Source organism: Candidatus Tisiphia endosymbiont of Ditula angustiorana (assembly GCF_964026425.1).
Lineage (GTDB): Bacteria > Pseudomonadota > Alphaproteobacteria > Rickettsiales > Rickettsiaceae > Tisiphia.
In genome coordinates this window covers 366278-386499 of record NZ_OZ032143.1, presented here as the reverse complement: position 1 = coordinate 386499, position 20222 = coordinate 366278, and the positions used below count along the sequence as shown (strand labels likewise).

16 protein-coding genes and 2 pseudogenes are annotated in these 20222 nt (G+C 32.3%); 11 read left to right on the top strand and 7 right to left on the bottom strand.

Annotation, left to right across the window (positions count from 1 at the left end; translation table 11 throughout):
- The first annotated feature begins 284 nt into the window (after positions 1-284).
- On the top strand, positions 285-1160 hold the full coding sequence (locus tag AAGD29_RS01670) for an aminoglycoside phosphotransferase family protein (RefSeq protein ID WP_341758271.1): 876 nt from the start codon (positions 285-287) through the stop codon (positions 1158-1160).
- 246 nt (positions 1161-1406) lie between these two features.
- On the opposite strand, the gene AAGD29_RS01665 is transcribed toward AAGD29_RS01670, so the two are convergent.
- The 3 genes and pseudogenes from AAGD29_RS01665 to AAGD29_RS01655 all read right to left on the bottom strand — a co-directional run bounded on the left by AAGD29_RS01665 (position 1407) and on the right by AAGD29_RS01655 (position 3090).
- Positions 1407-1643, bottom strand: coding sequence for a hypothetical protein (locus tag AAGD29_RS01665; RefSeq protein WP_341758823.1), 237 nt, complete (start codon positions 1641-1643; stop codon positions 1407-1409).
- Positions 1644-1736: 93 nt separating this feature from the next.
- Positions 1737-2204, bottom strand: coding sequence for a hypothetical protein (locus tag AAGD29_RS01660; RefSeq protein WP_341758270.1), 468 nt, complete (start codon positions 2202-2204; stop codon positions 1737-1739).
- A 123-nt stretch (positions 2205-2327) separates the two neighbouring features.
- Positions 2328-3090, bottom strand: a pseudogene (locus tag AAGD29_RS01655) (IS5 family transposase).
- Between the two features lie 162 nt (positions 3091-3252).
- On the opposite strand from AAGD29_RS01655, the gene AAGD29_RS01650 reads away from it, so the two are divergent.
- From AAGD29_RS01650 to AAGD29_RS01640, 3 genes and pseudogenes are all read left to right on the top strand, one after another.
- Entirely contained in the window at positions 3253-4392 is a 1140-nt protein-coding gene (locus AAGD29_RS01650) for an ATP-binding protein (RefSeq protein WP_341757348.1), read from the top strand.
- Between the two features lie 232 nt (positions 4393-4624).
- Positions 4625-5101 (top strand): transposase, encoded by a 477-nt coding sequence (locus AAGD29_RS01645; RefSeq protein ID WP_341758269.1) that lies wholly within the window; start codon positions 4625-4627, stop codon positions 5099-5101.
- Positions 5102-5156: 55 nt separating this feature from the next.
- Positions 5157-5663, top strand: a pseudogene (locus AAGD29_RS01640) (IS982 family transposase); the annotation flags it as partial.
- A 26-nt stretch (positions 5664-5689) separates the two neighbouring features.
- On the opposite strand, the gene alaS reads toward AAGD29_RS01640, so the two are convergent.
- The 4 genes from alaS to AAGD29_RS01620 form a co-directional block, all read right to left on the bottom strand.
- On the bottom strand, positions 5690-8332 hold the full coding sequence (gene alaS, locus AAGD29_RS01635) for an alanine--tRNA ligase (RefSeq protein ID WP_341758268.1): 2643 nt from the start codon (positions 8330-8332) through the stop codon (positions 5690-5692).
- A gap of 47 nt (positions 8333-8379) precedes the next feature.
- Positions 8380-9576: a pyridoxal phosphate-dependent aminotransferase gene (locus AAGD29_RS01630; RefSeq protein WP_341758267.1), complete on the bottom strand. Its 1197-nt coding sequence runs from the start codon at positions 9574-9576 to the stop codon at positions 8380-8382.
- Positions 9577-10069: 493 nt separating this feature from the next.
- Positions 10070-11032 (bottom strand): hypothetical protein, encoded by a 963-nt coding sequence (locus AAGD29_RS01625; RefSeq protein WP_341758266.1) that lies wholly within the window; start codon positions 11030-11032, stop codon positions 10070-10072.
- Positions 11033-11370: 338 nt separating this feature from the next.
- Entirely contained in the window at positions 11371-12306 is a 936-nt protein-coding gene (locus tag AAGD29_RS01620) for an IS110 family transposase (RefSeq protein WP_341758265.1), read from the bottom strand.
- A gap of 609 nt (positions 12307-12915) precedes the next feature.
- Between AAGD29_RS01620 and AAGD29_RS01615 the strand changes: the two genes are divergently transcribed.
- The 7 genes from AAGD29_RS01615 (at position 12916) to AAGD29_RS01585 (ending at position 20183) form a co-directional block, all read left to right on the top strand.
- Positions 12916-14487 (top strand): hypothetical protein, encoded by a 1572-nt coding sequence (locus AAGD29_RS01615; RefSeq protein ID WP_341758264.1) that lies wholly within the window; start codon positions 12916-12918, stop codon positions 14485-14487.
- Positions 14488-14490: 3 nt separating this feature from the next.
- The gene (locus AAGD29_RS01610) at positions 14491-15132 is read left to right on the top strand and encodes a hypothetical protein (protein WP_341758263.1); all 642 of its coding nucleotides are present in this window, start codon (positions 14491-14493) and stop codon (positions 15130-15132) included.
- Positions 15133-15459: 327 nt separating this feature from the next.
- The gene (locus AAGD29_RS01605) at positions 15460-16941 is read left to right on the top strand and encodes a hypothetical protein (protein WP_341758262.1); all 1482 of its coding nucleotides are present in this window, start codon (positions 15460-15462) and stop codon (positions 16939-16941) included.
- A 14-nt stretch (positions 16942-16955) separates the two neighbouring features.
- Positions 16956-17981, top strand: a complete 1026-nt coding sequence (locus tag AAGD29_RS01600) for an RP853 family protein (RefSeq protein ID WP_341758261.1) — start codon at positions 16956-16958, stop codon at positions 17979-17981.
- 4 nt (positions 17982-17985) lie between these two features.
- Positions 17986-18303 (top strand): multidrug efflux SMR transporter, encoded by a 318-nt coding sequence (locus AAGD29_RS01595; protein ID WP_341758260.1) that lies wholly within the window; start codon positions 17986-17988, stop codon positions 18301-18303.
- Between the two features lie 4 nt (positions 18304-18307).
- Entirely contained in the window at positions 18308-19270 is a 963-nt protein-coding gene (gene lpxK, locus AAGD29_RS01590; RefSeq protein WP_341758259.1) for a tetraacyldisaccharide 4'-kinase, read from the top strand.
- Positions 19254-20183: a lipid A biosynthesis lauroyl acyltransferase gene (locus tag AAGD29_RS01585; RefSeq protein WP_341758258.1), complete on the top strand. Its 930-nt coding sequence runs from the start codon at positions 19254-19256 to the stop codon at positions 20181-20183. The genes lpxK and AAGD29_RS01585 overlap by 17 nt, the downstream gene beginning before the upstream one ends.
- The last annotated feature ends 39 nt before the right edge of the window (positions 20184-20222 follow it).

Here is a 20222-nt window from a genome sequence, read left to right as displayed (position 1 = left end):
TCATCCCCCTGTTAAGGGTGATCTTACAACCCCTGCTTCGGTGCAGGGGCTAAAGAAATAGCACAGAAAGCTATTAAATATTTTTAGATTCTGCTACCTTCGCGGGAATGACATAAATGGAAGCAGGGATGATGGTATGGACATATACGATGAAACGATGTCATTCTTAGCAACGGCGGGAATCTAGAAAATAGTCTGAAAGGCTATTAAGAAATATGGGAGTGTTATGAACTAATCCTACAAACTGATCCCATAATAAGAAATTAATGATAGGTAAATAACTAATGATAGACAGTCAACTTGTGAGTTGCCTAGTAGCCACCCAGTTTCCACAATTTAGAGATTTGCCTGTTCAACCGGTCGAACTTAGTGGTTGGGACAACAGAACATTTCGCTTGGGTAAGTACATGCTTGTACGCATGCCAAGTGCTGAGAGGTATGCAATACAGGTAGAAAAAGAGCAAAAGTGGTTGCCTAGGTTGGCATCTTTGCTGCCACTTTCAATTCCACTGCCTGTAGCAATGGGAGAAGCTGGTGAGGGCTACCCATGGAGATGGTCCATTTATCGCTGGATTGAGGGCGAAACTGCTACATCTGCACACATAGTCGACCTAGATGACTTCGCAACCAGTCTCGCACAATTTCTCATCGCTCTGCAAAGCATTGATCCCACGGACGGACCTCTACCAGGCTTACATAACTTCTATCGTGGTGGACCTCTAATGATCTACGACACTGAGACACGACAAGCAATCTCTGAATTAAGTAACAAGATCGATGTCAGCACTGCTACTAAAATTTGGGAAGAAGCTCTTACTACTACTTGGCAAGGTTCACCAATATGGATTCATGGTGACCTCAGCACCGGCAACCTGCTAGTGCAAGAAGGAAAGTTAAGTGCTGTCATTGATTTTGGAGGGCTAGGGATCGGCGACCCAGCCTGTGATTTGGCGATTACTTGGACGTTGTTTCAAGGAAAAAGTCGGGAAATCTTTCGAACAATGCTTCCGTTAGATGCTGGCACTTGGACTCGCGGTCGTGCATGGACATTATGGAAGACCTTGATTGTAGCAGCAGGTCTCCCGGGTACAAATGCTGCAGAAGTTACACAATCATGGCGTGTTATTGATGAAGTGCTTACAGATTACAGACATAACTAAACAATGTTATGAATAGCAAAAATAGGACATAGAAGTAATTTCTATATTAGACCTCTTATGTAACCTAAAATAAATGATCATGATGATAAAAAATAAAAATAATCTTTATCATGGAATATATGTAATTACAAGATTTTGGAGATGATGAGTTTCGTAAATTAACAGTAATAAAAAGATCTGCATTTGAGAAAATAGCTAGGTTCTTATATCTTAGTTATGGAATAATTGGCATTTTACTTACCCTTATTACATCAGAAAGTTTAGCAGTAGATTTAGGTAAATTTGGAGAACATTCCCAGCAGCTGCTATATCTTCATATGGGGGGAAAAACAGATCATTCAGCAATACTGCTAAATGGACATATAGCATGAGATCAAAATATTCTAAGAATGTTCCTATCGACAGTAGACCCACAGCTTCTTTTTGCTCTTTCGTTAAGCTAGTTTGAGGTTGGATCACTCTGCCTTGTACAAATTCACTCATAATATTAAATATTGCTGTTAAAAAGAATCTTCTAGGAAACAAGAGTAAATTTGCTTGTTTCTTCCATATATAAAAATTTCTTGCTTGGCATAGTTACCTCTTATGTACTTGGTTTTTTTTTGATGGTACTTGTGGTGTTTGTACTGGTGGTAGTATTATATTAGCATTAGGCTTAGGATTAACATTGCAAACCAAGCTCGTTTTTTCTTCGGCTTTTTCTCCATGCAATTGAGAATCACTACCAATGAATTTTTTTATCATACGATCTGTTAGAGTTTTACAATAATTAGCTGGATTATTATTTGTTCCTTGATCAATTTGTTTAGCTGCCTCAGTTCTTCTTAAGGCTTCATCTTTTTCTTTACTTTTTGGTAGTGGATTACCTGTCCTAATTGCCTCTTGCTCCTCTAGCTTTAATTTAACAAAAATGGTTAATTTCTCTTTATAGGGATCTGATTCTAGTAAATTATCAGCTAGTGCTTGTATTTTGTTAAGTTCTTTACGCAAAGATTGAGTAGTTGTTTCTAACTTAGCCATTAGTTTGTCTGCTTTTTTTTCCATTTTAACAGATTGTTGTTTTATTTTACTAAGTTCAGGGGATTGTTTTATTACTGGAGTTAAACCTAATTTTTTATAACCACCACATATTTTTACAATAGAATCTAACTCTTCTAGGGTGTGTCATCAATTGAGCCAAATTACCATGGAAGCCATATAAACAGCACCCAAAAAGTTCTGAGATGTTTTGTCATATCGTGTTGCAATAGCTCTATATTGCTTCAATTTTGCAAAAAAGTTCTCAATCAAATGCCTAGCTTTATATAGGTCCTTATCATACTTAGCTGGATTCACACGATTCTTCTTTGGGGGAATCACAGCTATACATCCCTTATCTTTCAGCTTATCTCACATACGTACATCGGCATCATAAGCCTTATCAGCAGTACAGCATCCGCTTTCGTCAATTCATTCATCAAAACATCAGATCCTTGCAAATCATGAGCTTGACCCGGGGTAAGATGGAATCCCGTTGGATTCCCTAGAGCGTCACATGTGGCATGGATTTTAGTACTCAGCCCCCCTTTACCTCGTCCAATTGCTTGGTCATCATCTAACTCTTTTTTTTAGCACCGGCACTATGTTGATGAGCCCTAACAATGGTTGAATCAATCATGGCATACTCGTTATCAGCATCTTCAGCCAGCATCTCAAAAACCTTTTTCCACACACCTGTCTTGCTCCACCTTGAATGACGTAGGTGAATCACTCGAAAATCTCCAAAACGTTCAGGTAGGTCTCTCCAAGGTATACCAGCCCTATATCGATACAAGACTGCTTCTACAAATAGGCGATTATCCTTGGCTGTTACACCAACAGACTCTTCCCTTCCAGGTAGCTTATCTTTAATCCGATCCCATTGATCGTCACGTAGAGCATATCGACGCATAGAGAAAATTTATCCTTAATTTTTTCTCTATTACACAACAAATAAACGCTCCTGTCAACTTAATTGATGACACACCCTAGAAATCCTTAATAAGCACAAAATAATTTACTAACTATGAAAATTAGAAGTATAATTGCTAATTTTCATAGTTAGTAAATTAAAATGCTTAGACAAAAATTCCTTTCACTAGTTGAGCAACATTTTCAAATTCATAAAGTTTGTGCATTACTTGGACCAAGGCAGTGCGGTAAAACAACATTTTCTCGACAATTTGCTAGTTTAAAAAAGATCCCCCAAATTAATATTTTTGATCTTGAAAATCCTTTAGATTTAGCAAGACTTAGAGAACCTATGCTTGCTCTTTCCGACTTACAAGGTTTCGTTATTATTGATGAAATCCAATATAAACCCAATTTATTTTCTATCCTTAGAGTATTAGCCGACAGAGAAAATATTAAGTTTTTAGTATTAGGAAGTGCCTCAAAAGACCTAATTAAACAAAGTTCAGAAACATTGGCTGGACGAATTGGTTACATAGAAATGACTCCATTTGAGATATCAGAAATTTCAGACACTAACAAATTATGGTTACGTGGAGGATTCCCTTTATCATATCTTGCTAAAAGTGATGAATTAAGTTTTTTATGGCGACAAAATTATATCAAAACCTTTTTAGAGAGAGATATACCAAATTTGGGATTCTCGATACCTGCAATGCAGTTACGTAAGTTTTGGATTATGATTTGTCATTATCACGGAGGGATATTTAATGCTTCAGAGTTAGGTAAATCTTTAGGTATTTCTTATCACACGGCAAAGCATTATCTCGATATTTTAGAAGGAACATTTATGATTCGAGTCTTGCAACCATGGTATGAAAATTTAAAAAAGAGACAAGTTAAAACACCAAAAATCTATTTTAGAGATAGTGGCATTTATCATACTCTCTTAGGACTAAATAATAGTGAAGCTATTATTTATAGCCCTAAAATAGGTGCATCTTGGGAAGGTTTTGCCTTAGAACAAACCATTAGATATTACAATGCAGAAACAGAAGAGTGTTATTTTTGGTCTTCTCATAACATGGCAGAAATAGACCTTTTAATTTTCAAAGATGGTAAACGTATAGGATTTGAATTTAAGTACACTGATACTCCTAAAATTACCCCATCAATAAAAATCAGTTTAGAAGATTTAAAACTTGATCAAATAAAAATTATTTTTCCTGGAGACATCAATTTTAAATTATCTGAAAAAGTAGAGGCTATTGGTCTAACATCCTTAATCAAAAACTTTCCTTGATTGCTAGAATTTGTGTTTATGATTGCAAGCCAATACATCTAAGTCTTACAGCTGCAATTTCAATATCTTGTATAGTATTAACTGGGACAAGCAAATGCGTTTTAAGATGCTTTTAAGGCTATTACACGTCAGTTTGGGATAAGATATAGATGAAATAGTAATAGATAAAAGGATTGTCAAAAAGGAGTGCCTGCAGTATTTATATTTTTAAACAAAAAAACAAACTACAGGCATGAAAAAAGATATCACAGAATTATATAGTTTTATAGATGATTTTTGTAAAATTTATTTGGAGTATGAACAGAGAAAGTTATTACCATCAAATAAGCAGAGAAATCGCTGTTGTAGCATGAGTTTAAGTGAAATGTTAACAATAATAATTATGTTTCATACATCCTATGCTAAGAATTTTAAATTTTTCTATAAAAGTTATATAGAGTGCATGCATAAGGATGATTTCCCTAAAGCCTTGAGTTATAATAGATTTGTTGAATTAATGGCACGATTATTCATACCGCTAAATATGTTGATTCATTTGTTGTTTGGTGAGGAAACAGGTATTTATTTTATTGACTCTACAACGATTAAAGCTTGTCACAATAAAAGGCGTTATATACTGCTCGTAAATGAAGAGTTGGTAGACGAAGATCAAAATCAACAAGTGCTAGGAGTGTCCAAGCCGAGGAACACAGCGTACATTAGTACGTGAGCACCGCAGGTCTTGGACAACGACAACGCAATTGTTGATTTTCATCGAGTATAGCAATAAAGTTTTTAAAGGATTAGCCAAACATAGTAAATCCTCTATGGGGTATTTTTATGGTTTTAAATTACATGTAATAATCAATAATAAAGGGGAGTTTATGGCATTAAAAGTGACCAAAGGCAATGTAGATGATAGGATTCCAGTACCGGAGTTAACAAAAAGATTAACTGGAATTATAGCAGCTGATAAAGGTTATATTAAGCAAAATTTGTTCTTAAATTTATATGAAAGAGGCTTAAAAATGATTCATGGAATTAAGAAGAATATGGAAAATAAATTAATGGATTTGAAAGAAAAAATCTTACTTCGAAAGCGTAACTTAATTGAAACAGTTTTTGATTATCTAAAAAATAAAATGAACCTTGAACATACTAGACATAGATCACCAATAAATGCCTTTGTCCATATATTATCTACTCTTGTTGCTTATTCATTAAAGAAAAATAAACCTTCAACAAAATTTGATTTTAATCTACATGTTCTCAATATCCTTATCCCGAATTGACGTGTATATAGCCGGTGTTTAATAATTCAGAACTTAGATAACAACTCTCTTATCATATCTTGTAACTTTCCTACTTTACTTACATCCATGCCACCAGCTTGGGCTATATTTGCCTGACCACCACCGCCGCTACCGCCAAGGAATACAGACACTTCTTTAGCTAAGTTACCTGCATGTACCTTATTGCTAATTTCTTTACTAACCGCAATAGTAATAGATAATTTACCCTGCAAATCAGGCATACCTATATATACAATCACTAGATTATCCGACTTATCAGCTATTTGTTGGGCAGATAAGCGTAATATTTTAGTATCCAAGTTTTGTACTAGTTTATAGACAAAATTTATACCTGATACATGGATTGATTCTTTGGCAATTTGCTCAATATTCAAATCAAGCATAGAGACCTGAGTAGCTACTAACTTATCTTCTAATTGTTTTTTACTAGCAATCAGGTTATTTACTTTATCAGTAATTTCATTCTTACCTATTTTTAAGGTTGAAGACAAGTCATCAATTACAGTATCGTTTTGTCTAATTAATTTTAATGCAAATTCACCACAAACAGCTTCTATCCTTCGAATGCCAGCTGCAATAGCACTTTCGCTAGTAATTTTAAATATTCCAATATCCCCAGTTCTATTAACATGCGTGCCACCGCATAACTCAAGCGAGTTGCTCATTGCTACCACCCTTACTTCAGAATCATATTTCTCACCAAATAAAGCCATAGCCCCTACCTTAATAGCTTCATCTGTTGACATTAATGTTGTAGTAACCTTAAAATTATCAGTGATAATTTGATTTACCTTATCTTCTATCAATATAATTTCTTGTTTTGTTAGTGCTGTCATATGGCTAATATCAAAACGCAGACGATCATGTGCTACGAGAGATCCTTTCTGTGTTACATGTTTCCCCAGCACTTCATGTAATACTGCATGTAATATATGAGTTGCAGAATGATGAATTCTTAAATTTTTACGGTACTTGACATCAATAGCAAAATCAGCATTATCTCCCACTTGGATAGCTGTTCCTTCCTGTAAAACGCATATATGAGCAATTATTGAACCAAGATGCTTTAAAGTATTTACTACCTTAATTTTATTGCCTGCTGATCTGATAAATCCTATATCTCCCATCTGTCCACCAGACTCCCCATAAAAAGGAGTTTGATTACTAATTAGAATAAATTGCTCTTCGCTAGTTTCTATACTGTTGACTAACTTATTGTCTTTAATTAGAGCTAATATCTTACCTTCTGCTTTATCCAAAGAGTAACCCAAAAATTCAGTACTACCAAATTCGCCTTTAATATCAAACCATATTTGATCAATTTGTGACTCATTTGAACCTAACCAAGCTTTTCTTGCCCTTTCTTTTTGCTCTTGCATCCTATTATTAAAGCTATCAAGATCAACTGATATCTGTTTACTTTTTAATATATCTTCAGTTAAATCAATGGGAAAACCGTATGTATCATATAATTTAAAGGCTATCTCTCCTGAAAGCTGCGAATTCTTACTGAGTTGCTTTGTTTCATCGTCAAGCAGCTTAAGACCTCGTTCAAGAGTTGCTTTAAATCTTAATTCTTCCTGTTCCAAGATACTACGGGTAAAAGCCTCAGCTCTCTTCAGTTCAGGATAAGTTGCACCCATAAGATCTACTAATTTGGGTAGCAATCGGTGCATTAAAGGTTCATTGCTACCAAGTATATGTGCATGCCTCATACTCCGACGCATAATACGTCTTAGCACATATCCTCTGCCTTCATTAGACGGCATGACACCATCACTAATTAGAAAGGCACAAGCTCGTAAATGATCAGCAATAACCCGGTAAGAAAATTTTGCTTCCCCTTCTACTTTAACTTTTACTATACTTTCCGTATAAGCAATTATTTCCTTAAATAAATCTATGTCATAATTATCATATACATTTTGCAATACAGCACTAATACGTTCTAGCCCCATGCCGGTATCAACGGATTGTTTAGGTAAGGCAATCCTAGTATTGCTATCCAATTGTTCAAATTGCATAAAGACCATATTCCAAATCTCAATATAGCGATCGCCATCTTGATCTTTTGTACTAGGTAAGCCCCCTGGTATCTTATCTCCATGATCATAGAAAATTTCTGAACATGGTCCACAAGGTCCGGTATCTCCCATTGACCAAAAATTATCATTGGTTGCTATTTTAATAATTCGGTCATCACTTAAATTAGCAATTTTTTTCCAATATGAAGCCGCTTCTTCATCAGTATGATAAACAGTTACATACAATTTTTCTTTATCTATAGCAAATTCCTTGGTTAAGAGATTCCACGCGTAATATATTGCTTGTTCTTTAAAATAATCACCAAAAGAAAAATTACCTAACATTTCAAAGAATGTATGATGTCGTGCAGTATAACCAACATTTTCAAGATCATTATGCTTACCACCAGCCCGTAGTGATTTCTGACTAGTAGTTGCTCTTTGATAGTTTCTAGTTTCCTGACCGGTAAAAACATTTTTAAATTGTACCATCCCGGAATTAACAAACATTAAACTAGGATCATTATGAGGAATTAGGGAGCTAGCTGGAACGTGCATATGATTATTTGCAACAAAATAACTTATAAATTTACTTCTAATTTCTTCAGTGGTAAGTTTAGTCATTAATAATGATCCTTAAAAATTAGACATACTGTAATGGAGTATGTCTATTATGTTATTAACTGTGTATTAAGCCTTGCTATCGCTTCTAATAAACTTTCTTCTGAGCCAGTTATAGATATTCTTATATGATTTTCTCCGGCTTTACCAAAGGCTGTCCCAGGGACAACCGCAACATGAATTTTATCTAAAAGAAAATTAGCAACAGATTCACTTGCAGAATTATTCTGATAGCTATTAGGAATTTTTTTGTATAAGGTACTAATGTTAGGAAATAAATACATACCTGAATCTGGAGCTTTATCAAGCTCAAAACCATCAATTTTTTGCAGTGAAGAGAAAAAGCGAGTTAGCTTTTTCTCTAACAGTGATACATTACTTTGGGTCGTATTTATAACCTCTTGATCATTCATTACCTCAGCTATTGCTGTTTGTATCAATGTGTTAACAGCCAAACAATTATAAGTATGAGCCTTTAGTGCTTGTGCAGTAAACTTCTCTGATGCAACTAGCCATCCTAATCTCCAACCAGTAATTCCTAATCTTTTTGAAAAGCTGTTTACAACAATTAAATTATGCATGTTATCACAAAATTTAATTATTGGTATATGAGGTTGTCCTGTAAAGATAAAATCATCAAAAACTTCATCTTGCATAAGATAAATATCTTTTTCTACTATAATTTGGTACAATTTTTTTAATGTTTCTAAAGTATAAACTGTACCCGTTGGATTACACGGAGTATTAATGATGATTAATTTGGTTTTAGGAGTTATGCACTTTAAAATATCGTCAAAATCTAATTCAAATCTATTAAGATGCGAAGTAGCACTTCTTATAGGTAAACGTCCTAATGAAATAACAATAGGTTCATAAAGCATATAACATGGATCAGGAATTATTACCTCATCTCCTATGTTAGTTGCAGTAAAGATTGTTAACCAAATAGCTTCCGCACAACCGTTAGTAACAAGTATTTGGTTATTTGGTTGCAGCTTAATGTTGTATTTTATCTTGTATCTTTCTGCAATCGCGGTACGTAAAGGGTAAAAACCTCTTGAATCTGCATACTTATTAAGAGTGCTATCATTGTTTTCTATTGTAGCCTTTAAACTATTCAAAAGTTTTTCAGGAAAGTTGAAATTTGGATTGCCTACCGTCATATTGATATAATTCTCTTTGCCCCCAATTTTATCTGATATGTCTTTAGAAGGATGGGGGTGAATTATATTCAACAATTTATTCATACTAAACTCTCTTTATTAAATTCACCTCTTCAATTGGGAATTATACTGACTCTACATATTTGCAAATCAAGAGTTATTAAAACTTAGCAATCTCAAATTTGGGGTATAATTTAGGCTCTTAATATTGTAAAATCCTTGAAGATAGCAGTATTATAGAGAATAGGGGGTGTGGTGTCTACTGCAAATAATAACTTTTTTTAGTATATAACCGCCATGGTAGTTTAAAAATTATGAAGAGAATTTGAAAAGATGTCATCCTAGCTACGATATTGCCCACGTGGAACACTAGTATGTCATTCTTAGCAACGGCGGGAATCCAAATACGATCTTACGATGTCACCCCTGCGTAAGCAGGGGTCTAAAATAACTTAACACAACCTAATCTTGGTCATGTTTTTATATTCCTGCCTACGCAGGAATGACATAAATCCTCGCAGGAATGACATTGATTCTATCCCATTACTGCAACTAACTTTTCCGTGTTAGCTATAGTTTAATACGTATCATTATGTTCTACATGTCCCCCTGCTACGCTAAAGTCATCAGTATTATTATTAATATGATGTTCAGCGTTGTCGAATCCTCTCGTTAGAGTGAATGCATTTGATATTTCCTTGATCTTTAACAATACTTCATGCTTTGGATTATTTGTTAATATATAACTTAGAAACTTCACTGTGTGTTGTGTTTTGCTAGTTAATATACTAAGATCATCATCGCTAGATGTATAATCAGAATCACTTTCTGATACTAGATCACTATCTGATACTAGATCATTATCTGATACTGGAGTATCAAATGTAGACAATAAGTTTTCCAATTGTTGTACAACTTTAGATATAGGTGTATCCTCGTCTAAATGCAGTTTTTCTATTATACGATAAGATACGTCGCTCATATTAAGTATTTGTTTAATAGATACATTTATATTATTCATTATATTATTCATGGCATGAATCAAATTTAGACATTTTTGTACTTGTTCTAATTCTTCTTTTTCCGTAGCTAATTTTGTGCATAAATTGTTTAGTTCTTGGGATTTTGAGTCTATAATATTGTATTGTTCTTCGTTTGTAGCGTAACTCGTTTTTAAGTCTGAGAGTTCTTTAGTCAATATCTTTTTAGCGTCACTAGTTTTAGCATTAAATTTCTGTAGTATTCTACTAGGTAAACTTACTATTTTGTATACAGCATTTGCTTTAATATTTTGATCATTAAGTTCCTGTTGTATTCTACTAGGTAAAGCTGCTATAAGTTCCTGTTGTATTCTGCTAGGTAAAGCTACTATAAGTTTCTGTAGTATTCTACTAGGTAAATCTACTTTGTATACAGCCTCAATATCTTGGTCTTGCACAGATATAAGTATCTTCTTAGCTTCCTCTACATTCGGTTTTGTAAACAAATAAGCTTCCTCTACATCCTGTTTTGTAACCAAATCATTTTGTTGTTTAGACATAATAATATAATCCTCAATTAGTTCAACATATTACTAATAATTGATTTTGTAATACTACAAATTTTCAATTATTAAAACCATTAGAATTTTATTAGGTTATCATCCTTTATAATAACCTAACTCAAGGAAAGTATATTTATTATTTAAGAATGTTCAACAAAATATTACAAAAATAAAAATTTATGTTAAAGTAATAGTAATTTAACCTCAAGTATTGATGTAAGACCATTTCCCATTATTAACTACGCTAATACTACAGTTGTAATTACTACCTAGAGCTGTCATTCCCGCGTAGGCGGGAATCTACCGTCTTGCTAGTCAAGAAAAAAAGTAGATTATTATTCATAAATTTTATTATTTTTTACCATAGAATTTAAACAAATAATTATTTTACGCATAACGGTTACTAAAGCGACCTTTGCTTTTTTACCAGCATTAGTCATACGTTCATATAATGCCTTCATTTTGTCATTATGACGCATCGCTACTAAAGCAGCCATATACAAGCTTTTTCGAACAAAAAACCTGCCCCCTCTAATATGAGCCCCATTAGTTTTTTGACCGCTTTGGCTTGTTTTTGGGGCGAGTCCAACTAAGCTTGCAATTTCCTTATTGCTCAGCACACCAAGCTCTGGCAGTTCTATTAGCAAAACACTAGCTGTTTTTTCACCTATACCTTTATAGCTTATGAGTAAATCATTTTTTGCCTTTAAACTCTTATCTTCCTTTATAGCAGCCTTTATATCTTTTCTAATTTCCTCAAGCTGTTTTTTGCCACACTTTATCATTTTTTCGAGATATTTCTTAGCCTTCTCGGATGCAACTTTTGTTCTGCATTGATTAGCATGTATATCTTCTTCTATATTACGTTCTATGCTCCTTAGAGATTGTAATTCTTCTTGTATAACAGAAATTATTTGGTCTCCTTTCTCATCATTAGCAATAAAAGCTGCATATTTCTCAAGTAATAACACATCCAATTTATCAGTTTTAGCAAAATGGTTACAGACCTTAGCAAAAGCGTGAACTCTATTAGGATGAGCTCTATGCACAGCAAGCCCGGCTTGTTGCAACATCCTCATAACCAAACGTTCATAACCGCCAGTAGATTCCAAAACAGTAAGCACAATATTTCGAGAAGCTATTTCTGATTTTATAAAATCAGAAATAGCTTTATCTGTATTTTTAATCTTACAATGAATATTGTTCATAGATATATCAAGCGTATTTTTCGAAACATCTATTCCCATAAATATCTTGCTTTTTTCAGTCATTTGCTTTACCTATAATTAGTGGTTGTTTTGCAAAGTTTTGATACATGATTGTAAATTCGATCTCTAAAGGATCATCCTACCGTTCGTATTATACTTTGCGATTCAAGGAAGGAGTGCACCAAGATTCCCTCGGTCTTTAAAGACCAATCTAAATTAAACGGCGTCACTCCTTCCGACCATATTAACTCCATATTGAGCTAATATTCAAGATACAATCTAAAAAAAATAGCCTAAAAGACTATTAAACATTATTAGATCCCAGCTTTCGCTGGGATGACATCGTTTTGACATTAGTACTACACTGTAGTGCTAAATAGCGTAGTTAATAATGGGAAATGGTATAAGACATCGGTTTAATAGCCTAGGGTGTCAATCCCTGCACCTTCGGATGTCACTCCTAATGGCGATGATACTGAGCTTATTATTAATTTATTACATCAAATTGAGGTTAATTTAAGATGTTGTACCTATATCATTCATATAGCTATCATCCGTTTAAAACGGATGATATTGTAATTATTCAATCAATGTTTAATATTTTTTTATAGATAAATCATAAAAAAATACTAAATCCACTTAGTGGAAAGATAATTGCTGTTATAATAGTCTATGTTTAAATATTTAAGTCTAAGTATTAGTTACATGATTAACATATCCAAACTACCCAAACTACAAGTTTTACTAAAAAAACTACATGAATTGGTGGTATATTTTTTATATAAAAGAAATATTATTATTTTAATAGGAGGTAAAGGTACATTTCTTTGTGCTTTAATACACGATAAAGTTGTGGATACTTTATTTGTCCCTGCTGAAAACCAAGATAATTTAGACTGCTATAAAGAATTTTTTGGTAAATTCAAAAACTGTTACGTTTTCTTCTTATTAAGCGGTTATGCATGTGAAGTACGCCATGATATAGTACCTGTACTACATTCAATAGTAAAAACCAATCCTGTAGAAAAGTTTATTGAGGAGTATTTTTCTATAGATGATATAGTTGCTTACAATGTCTATAACATCAATACCAAATATAGTGAGGTGTGGAATACCTTGCTGGTATCTACTCCTTATACCTCACCTTTAAGTAAGCTACTTGAGAATCTTCTAGCAAGTAAGAGGCAAAAGTTTGGTGGGATTTATTTTTTAGCTTTGGAATGGAAAACAATTATAGATAAAATTGTAAAAAATGTTGAAAATAATAAATATAGTGAATATTTACAAATTTTTGTATGTATTTTAAGTACAAACGGTATTAAACTTGTTGTTAAACACCGAGGTAATATAATCTCAATTCAAACATTTGATTATCCAGCTGATAAGTCAGACTTATACATTCAAGGTATAATTGAACAAGAAGTGGAAGATTGTTTGATATCTTGTAAAAGCTATATTGATAGTTTAACCCTTAAAGTTTGTATAATTCTTATAGCAGACCAAAGTCTAAAGTTGTTATTAGAACAATCCAGTTTTGGTGAACATCCAGTAATATGTAAGTCTAACAGTGTATTAGATGATAATAGCAAATTTTCAGATGAAATGGTTGCCAAGTTATTTAATGAACAAAAAAGCTTTCCAGCCTCTAACAAATATTTAGAATCCATAGCTAAACTCAATATTATTAGTTCTTTAATTTTCAAACCATTTATCACTATAATAATAGTATTGATATTTGCTGCATGCGTTATCAAAATTAAAACCATAGCAAATTACAGAGAATTAGATCTTTTAAATTCACACTATTTTAGTGCTGAACAAGATTATTATAATGTTAAGCAAACCTATCCATATATTCAAAATACCACTAATTTAGCTGATTTATACGTATTTGAAGCATTATTGCAAATCCCCGTACCAACGCCATTTGACTCGTTAGAAAAGTTTTTAACAAATTTACCACCTAATCTGCACCTAGAGGAGATTAAATGGCAAAGGTCGGATCTAGATAATACGTTATTATCATCTAATCAGTATATACAAATCGAGATATTATTAAAACTTATCGTTAGTGATATGCTAGTTGAAGATGCTACTCAGATATTAAAACAAGAAATTGCAAATTTTAGTAAAATATTTAGCAATATGGATATTAATTTTACAATATTTACTGATCAAATATTAGAGTTACCTAATAGAGTAGTAATACCTGCTGAGGTCATTATTACTAAGAAGAAAGGATAAGAGATGCTTAAAAATTTTATTGTTCATCTAAAAAATGTTATATTCTTTAAGTTTATTATGTGTTGTTTGTGTATTTCTACTATTTTTTGGTTACTGCAAAGTATTAATAAAGATTATATGGAGTCAATTGCCAAGAATCAAAATATAGAAGAATCTCTAGCTCAAGAAACGTTAAAGTTGTATTCTATAATAAATTCCAAACATAAAATACTAGAAACTTATGTAAGATATTCGAAATTATTATCTATTTCTGCTAGACAAAGTTGTTTAGCACGAGCAAGGTTAATAACAACAATTGATAGTTTTTCAAAAAAATACAACTTAAATGAGCCTATTACTATATTAATTAAACAAGAATTCTTAAGTGGTATTAACCCAATGGTGGGAACAAAGCAGGATACTATAAGGATAAAGAATTATGATGTTTATATAAGATTTGCTACTAAAGATTTTGCAACTTTCTTGACAATTATAAGAGAAATCTACTCTTGTATGCCGGAGAATACTATTGTATTGTCTATAGACATAAAGAAAGAAGATGTATTAGAACCCAAGGTTGTTTATAAACTATCAACAGAAAGAACACCTGATATGATATTTACAAAACTTAACATGCGTATAAGAGAAATAACGGCAAATAAGTAATTGTAACCTTAAGTAGTTATTATATATTTTATAACAAAATTATTAATACTCGATAATCAAGTTTTTATTGAAGTTTATAATTCATGGCATGTTAAAAGTCATGAAAAGAAGCTGAGAAGATGTCATCCCTGTGAAGGGGGTTGTAGGGTTTATGTCATTCCTGCTTCGGTACGGAATCTAGAAGAATAGACCAAGAGGGTTTGTTAGACTTTTTTAGACCCCTGCTTTCGCAGGGGTGACATCGTAGGAAGGGGTGACATAAACTGCCATGAATTGTAGCCTTCAGAAAAAAACTTGATTATCGAGTAATAAATCTTAAAGAAATATATGAATATTATTGTAAAAAAGTTAATAAGATTTATCATTATTTTAAATATTATTTTTATTGCAGAAGTGACGATGGCTAGTAACTCCTCATCAAAAGAAACAAAAGATTATATCGCTACTGGTAAATATTACCATAATTTAATATCCAGTAACGATATGGTAGAGCTTAATATGTTTTTAAGTTTATTACCCAAAGGAGGGGAGCTTCATCATCATTTTAGTGGAGCTATATATGCTGAAAATTATTTAGATTTTATTAGTAAGGCCGGTTTTTATATAGATAAGAATAGCTATCAAGTGCAAAAAAATAAACCAAATAAAACATGCCTTAGTGTTACTGCTCTGCAAGATAATTATGATCTATATACCACCATTTTACGTCACTGGTCATATGGTAAATTCTTTTACGACCATGATTATACTCAAGAAGATGGATTAAAGCATTTCTTTAATGTTTTTGGATATTTAGCCCCGATAGAAGCAGTAGATGTCAAAAGTAGTTTGACTTTGTTGAAGCTAAGAGCTAAATCAGAAAATATCCAATATATTGAAACTATATTGTTCCCAGCCCCAACTAGTTTCAATCCTGCACTTGATAAGATTAATCAACTAACAAGTAATACAGATGATACTACGATCAATAGCGTTTTAAGGCAGGCTGTTGATGTTTTAGATAAAGATAGCATTATACAAAATGAAATTGCTCAAAATTTACGTGAAATCGTATCTAACTCCCAAGATATTGATGATGATGATTTTAGTATGCGATTTCAACCATATGTACTACGTTTCAACAAACCATCGCTGATATTTTCTGGATTATATTCAGCGTTTTTAATGGTCAAAAATAATACCAAATTTGTTGGAGTTAACATTGTTGGTAATGAGGCTCATCCTATTGCTTTACGTGATTATAAGTTGCATATGAAAATGTTTCGTTTCTTAAAACAAAAATTTCCTAACGTAAAATTGTTGCTGCACGCGGGAGAGCTTACTTTAGGGCAAGTTACTCCTGAAGAATTGAGTTATCATATTAATGATGCGGTTAATGTGGCAGAGGCAAACCGTATAGGACATGGTGTCGATATTATGCACGAATCTAACCCCTACCAATTAATAAATACATTATTAAACAAAAATATACTTGTAGAAATTAATTTGACTAGTAATGAAACGTTACTAGGAGTACAAGGTAACGATCATCCAGTGAGACTTTATATGCGGTATGGAGTACCAATTGCAATTTCTACTGATGATCCAGGGGTATCACGTAATAATTTAACGGATGAATATTTAAAATTTGTCACTCGCTACAAGCCATCTTATGATAAGCTAAAAGAAATAGTGTCTAATAGTATTAAATATTCTTTCTTAACTGAAGATGAAAAAATAAAGCAAATTAATTTACTAAATGAAAAGTTTATTTTTTTTGAGGATACGATAGCTTCATTTATAAAAAAACACTCTCATGTTAAAAAATAAAGAGTCAAAGACTAATGAACATCTTTAGCAGTATAAACATTTCTATATGTAGAAAAAGAATAAGTGAAGAGTTATTTAATAATATAACAAAACATGCGTGTTTAACACTTGCTAATATAATAGTTATTGATTACGAAATTAGACTTAAATCAACACCTGAGATTGATGTCCATATAAGTAATTGTATTGGTAAATTAAGAGTTTTTCTCGGTCAGAAAGTTATTACGGATGATAGTTTTTCAACAGTTTTAATGTTATTTTCGGTAGCAATCTCTCCTGATGCAGTAGAATATCAAGATAGAGATAATATTCTAAACAAATCAGAAGATATAATAATTGATACACTAATAAGTACAAATTTTGGTAAGGCAAATTCTGAAGAGAGAAAATTAATAAAACAAGTGTTAAAAGATTTACTGGCAGCAAGGAATAGTTATGAATTAACAAATTTTATACAGCTTGAACCAGAAATATTTTGTACAACGGTAATGCATGCGGTGAAAAAATATCAAAACCCAAAGGAAGTCAGTACTAATGCTAGATTAGAAATTAATAGAATAGTAAATGTTGCAGTAAAACATAATAAGAAAATTGAAATATTTAAACAAGCAACTAGTAAAATTATAACTGCCATTTCTGTTCTAGCAGTTGGGGCTATCAGTGTTGCAACAGCTGGTGCTACATTTGCTTTTATGGTAGTACCAGCTTCTATTCTAGCAATAGAATATGCTCCCAAAATCGGCGAAAAAATTGGCGGGGTAATTCTGAGTCAGGATAAATCCATGAGTAGGCAAGAAGAAAAAATTACCACTCTAAAAACTAATTTATGGAAAAATAATAAGGAATTCTTGTCTCAACAGCAAGCAGTAGAACATAATGTATCCATACAAAAATTAGATAGTCAAATAAAGTCGGTAGTTGATCTAAAATCTAACAAATTAAATATAATAAGAGATCAGGTATCGGTTAACTTACCTAGTAAAAAATCTTTACAAAATAATAAAAATAGCAAATCTTCAGGACAAATTAAACAAAGGTAACAATATGCTAGTAACTTGGGTTCTCCTTATACTTGCAGGATTATTTGAGGTAGGTTTCTCTATATCGCTGAAATTGTCAGATGGTTTTACCAAAGTAAAACCCATTATAGCTTTTATTATTTTTTCTATATTGAGTTTTGTTTGTCTAAGTAAAACTCTAGATAAACTTCCTCTTGGTACTGCTTATCTTATATGGACTGGTATCGGAGCTGTAGGAACAGTAATAGTAGGGATGGTGTGTTTTAACGAGCCATACTCTGCCATGCGAGTTTTCTTTATTACGACTATGATAATTTCTATGATAGGGCTTAAGTTGTCTTAAACTTATGATCAGGCTTATTTATCCTAAATTTTGGCACACCAAGAACATTATAGCATATTTATTATTACCACTAAGTTGGTTATATCTTTTTGCTAGTTATTTAAGAAAAATAATTGCATGCCCTATAATATTTCCTTGTAAAGTAATTTGTGTCGGTAATATAAGCATTGGAGGTACTGGTAAAACTCAAATAGTGATGTTCCTTGCGGAAATGTTGAAGGCTATTAATATTGATTTTATAATTATTACTAAAGGTTATGGCAGTAAACTGCAAACGGCGTTGTTAGTTGAACCACATCATACAGTACTAGATGTCGGGGATGAAGCAGTAATGCTATTAAAATATGGTAAAGTCATAGCTAGCAAGAAAATTCAATATATACTACCTTTTATACAGAGAATTAAACCAAAGGTGATTATAGTAGATGATTCAATGCAGAATCCTAATTTTTATAAGGATCTTGTTATTCTGTCAGTTGATGCTGACAGGTTATTTGGCAACGAATTGTTAATTCCAGCCGGTCCTTTGCGTGAGTATCCTAAACAAGCTATTGAAAAAGCGGATATAGTTATTCTCGTCGGTTCGAGTAATGTTGCTCCTTCTTTCTTACATAAGGACCTTCCCTTTTTTCAAGCCCAAATAGTCCCAACTATAGACATAGATAAAACAAAGAGCTATTTTGCCTTTAGTGGTATAGGTAATCCGGAACGGTTTTTTTCTACATTAGAAAATTATGGATTGCAGTTAGTTGGTAATAAAATTTTTCCGGATCATCATCAATATCGTGAAGAAGATTTAGACTATTTAAAAGAACAATCAGAAAAATCTAATTCTCTTCTAATAACAACTAGAAAAGATTACGTAAAAATATGTGATACTGACTTGTCAGTAATATGTTGTGATGTACATTTATTACTAAATAATCACAAATTATTAGTAGATTTAATATATGAAAAAATTCTTTAAAAATATTAAGTATTTGCTTGAGTATTTTTTTGTTTTAATAGTACTAAAGATACTAGGAGCATTTGGTATCGACAAATCTGTACAAATTTGTCGGTATATAGCAAGGAAAATAGGACCTCTATTGCCAGTCAATAAAATTGCAAAAGAAAATGTTCAAAATATTTTTGGCAAGAATCAGACAAATGGTCTAAGCGTGGAGACTCAAGCAACCATTAATCAAGTATGGGATAATTTTAGCAGTTTTATAGGAGAATTTCCATATATTAATAATATGTCAGAGGAAGAATTATCTAGAAGGGTAGAAATAAGCGGACTTGATAATATAATAGAATTTCAGAAATCACACCAACCTTTCTTATTATTTACGGGGCATTTTGCTAATTGGGATTTTGCACTTAAAATTATAAATAAATTTTATCCTAAGTTTGCTATTATCTATCGTAAATTAAATAATCCTTATATTGATAAGCTAATTAATAATACGCGTAAAACTAGTGATATAAAGCTAATTCCAAAAGGAGAAAAGGGGGCAAGAGATCTCATATCTGCAATCAAATCAGGATATGCAATTGGCATGCTTGTAGATCAAAAAATGAATAATGGCATTGAAGTACCATTTTTAGGTCAGCCGGCCATGACTGCTCACGCAATTGCTAAAATTGCCTTACAATTCGGCTACCCGATTGTACCATTACAAGTGGTTCGCACTAATAGTAATAACAGTTATTTTAAAGCTATTATCCATCCACCAATACAATTACAAAAAACTAATAATAGTAAAACAGATTGTTATAATATAATGTTTACCATTAACCAAATTTTAGGTAATTGGGTTAAAGAAAATCCAGGTCAATGGTTTTGGTTTCATAATAGATGGAAGAAGAATCATAATAAATATCCGAAGGTTAAGTAATTGCAATTACTTAACAAATATGCAATAATCAGCCTATAA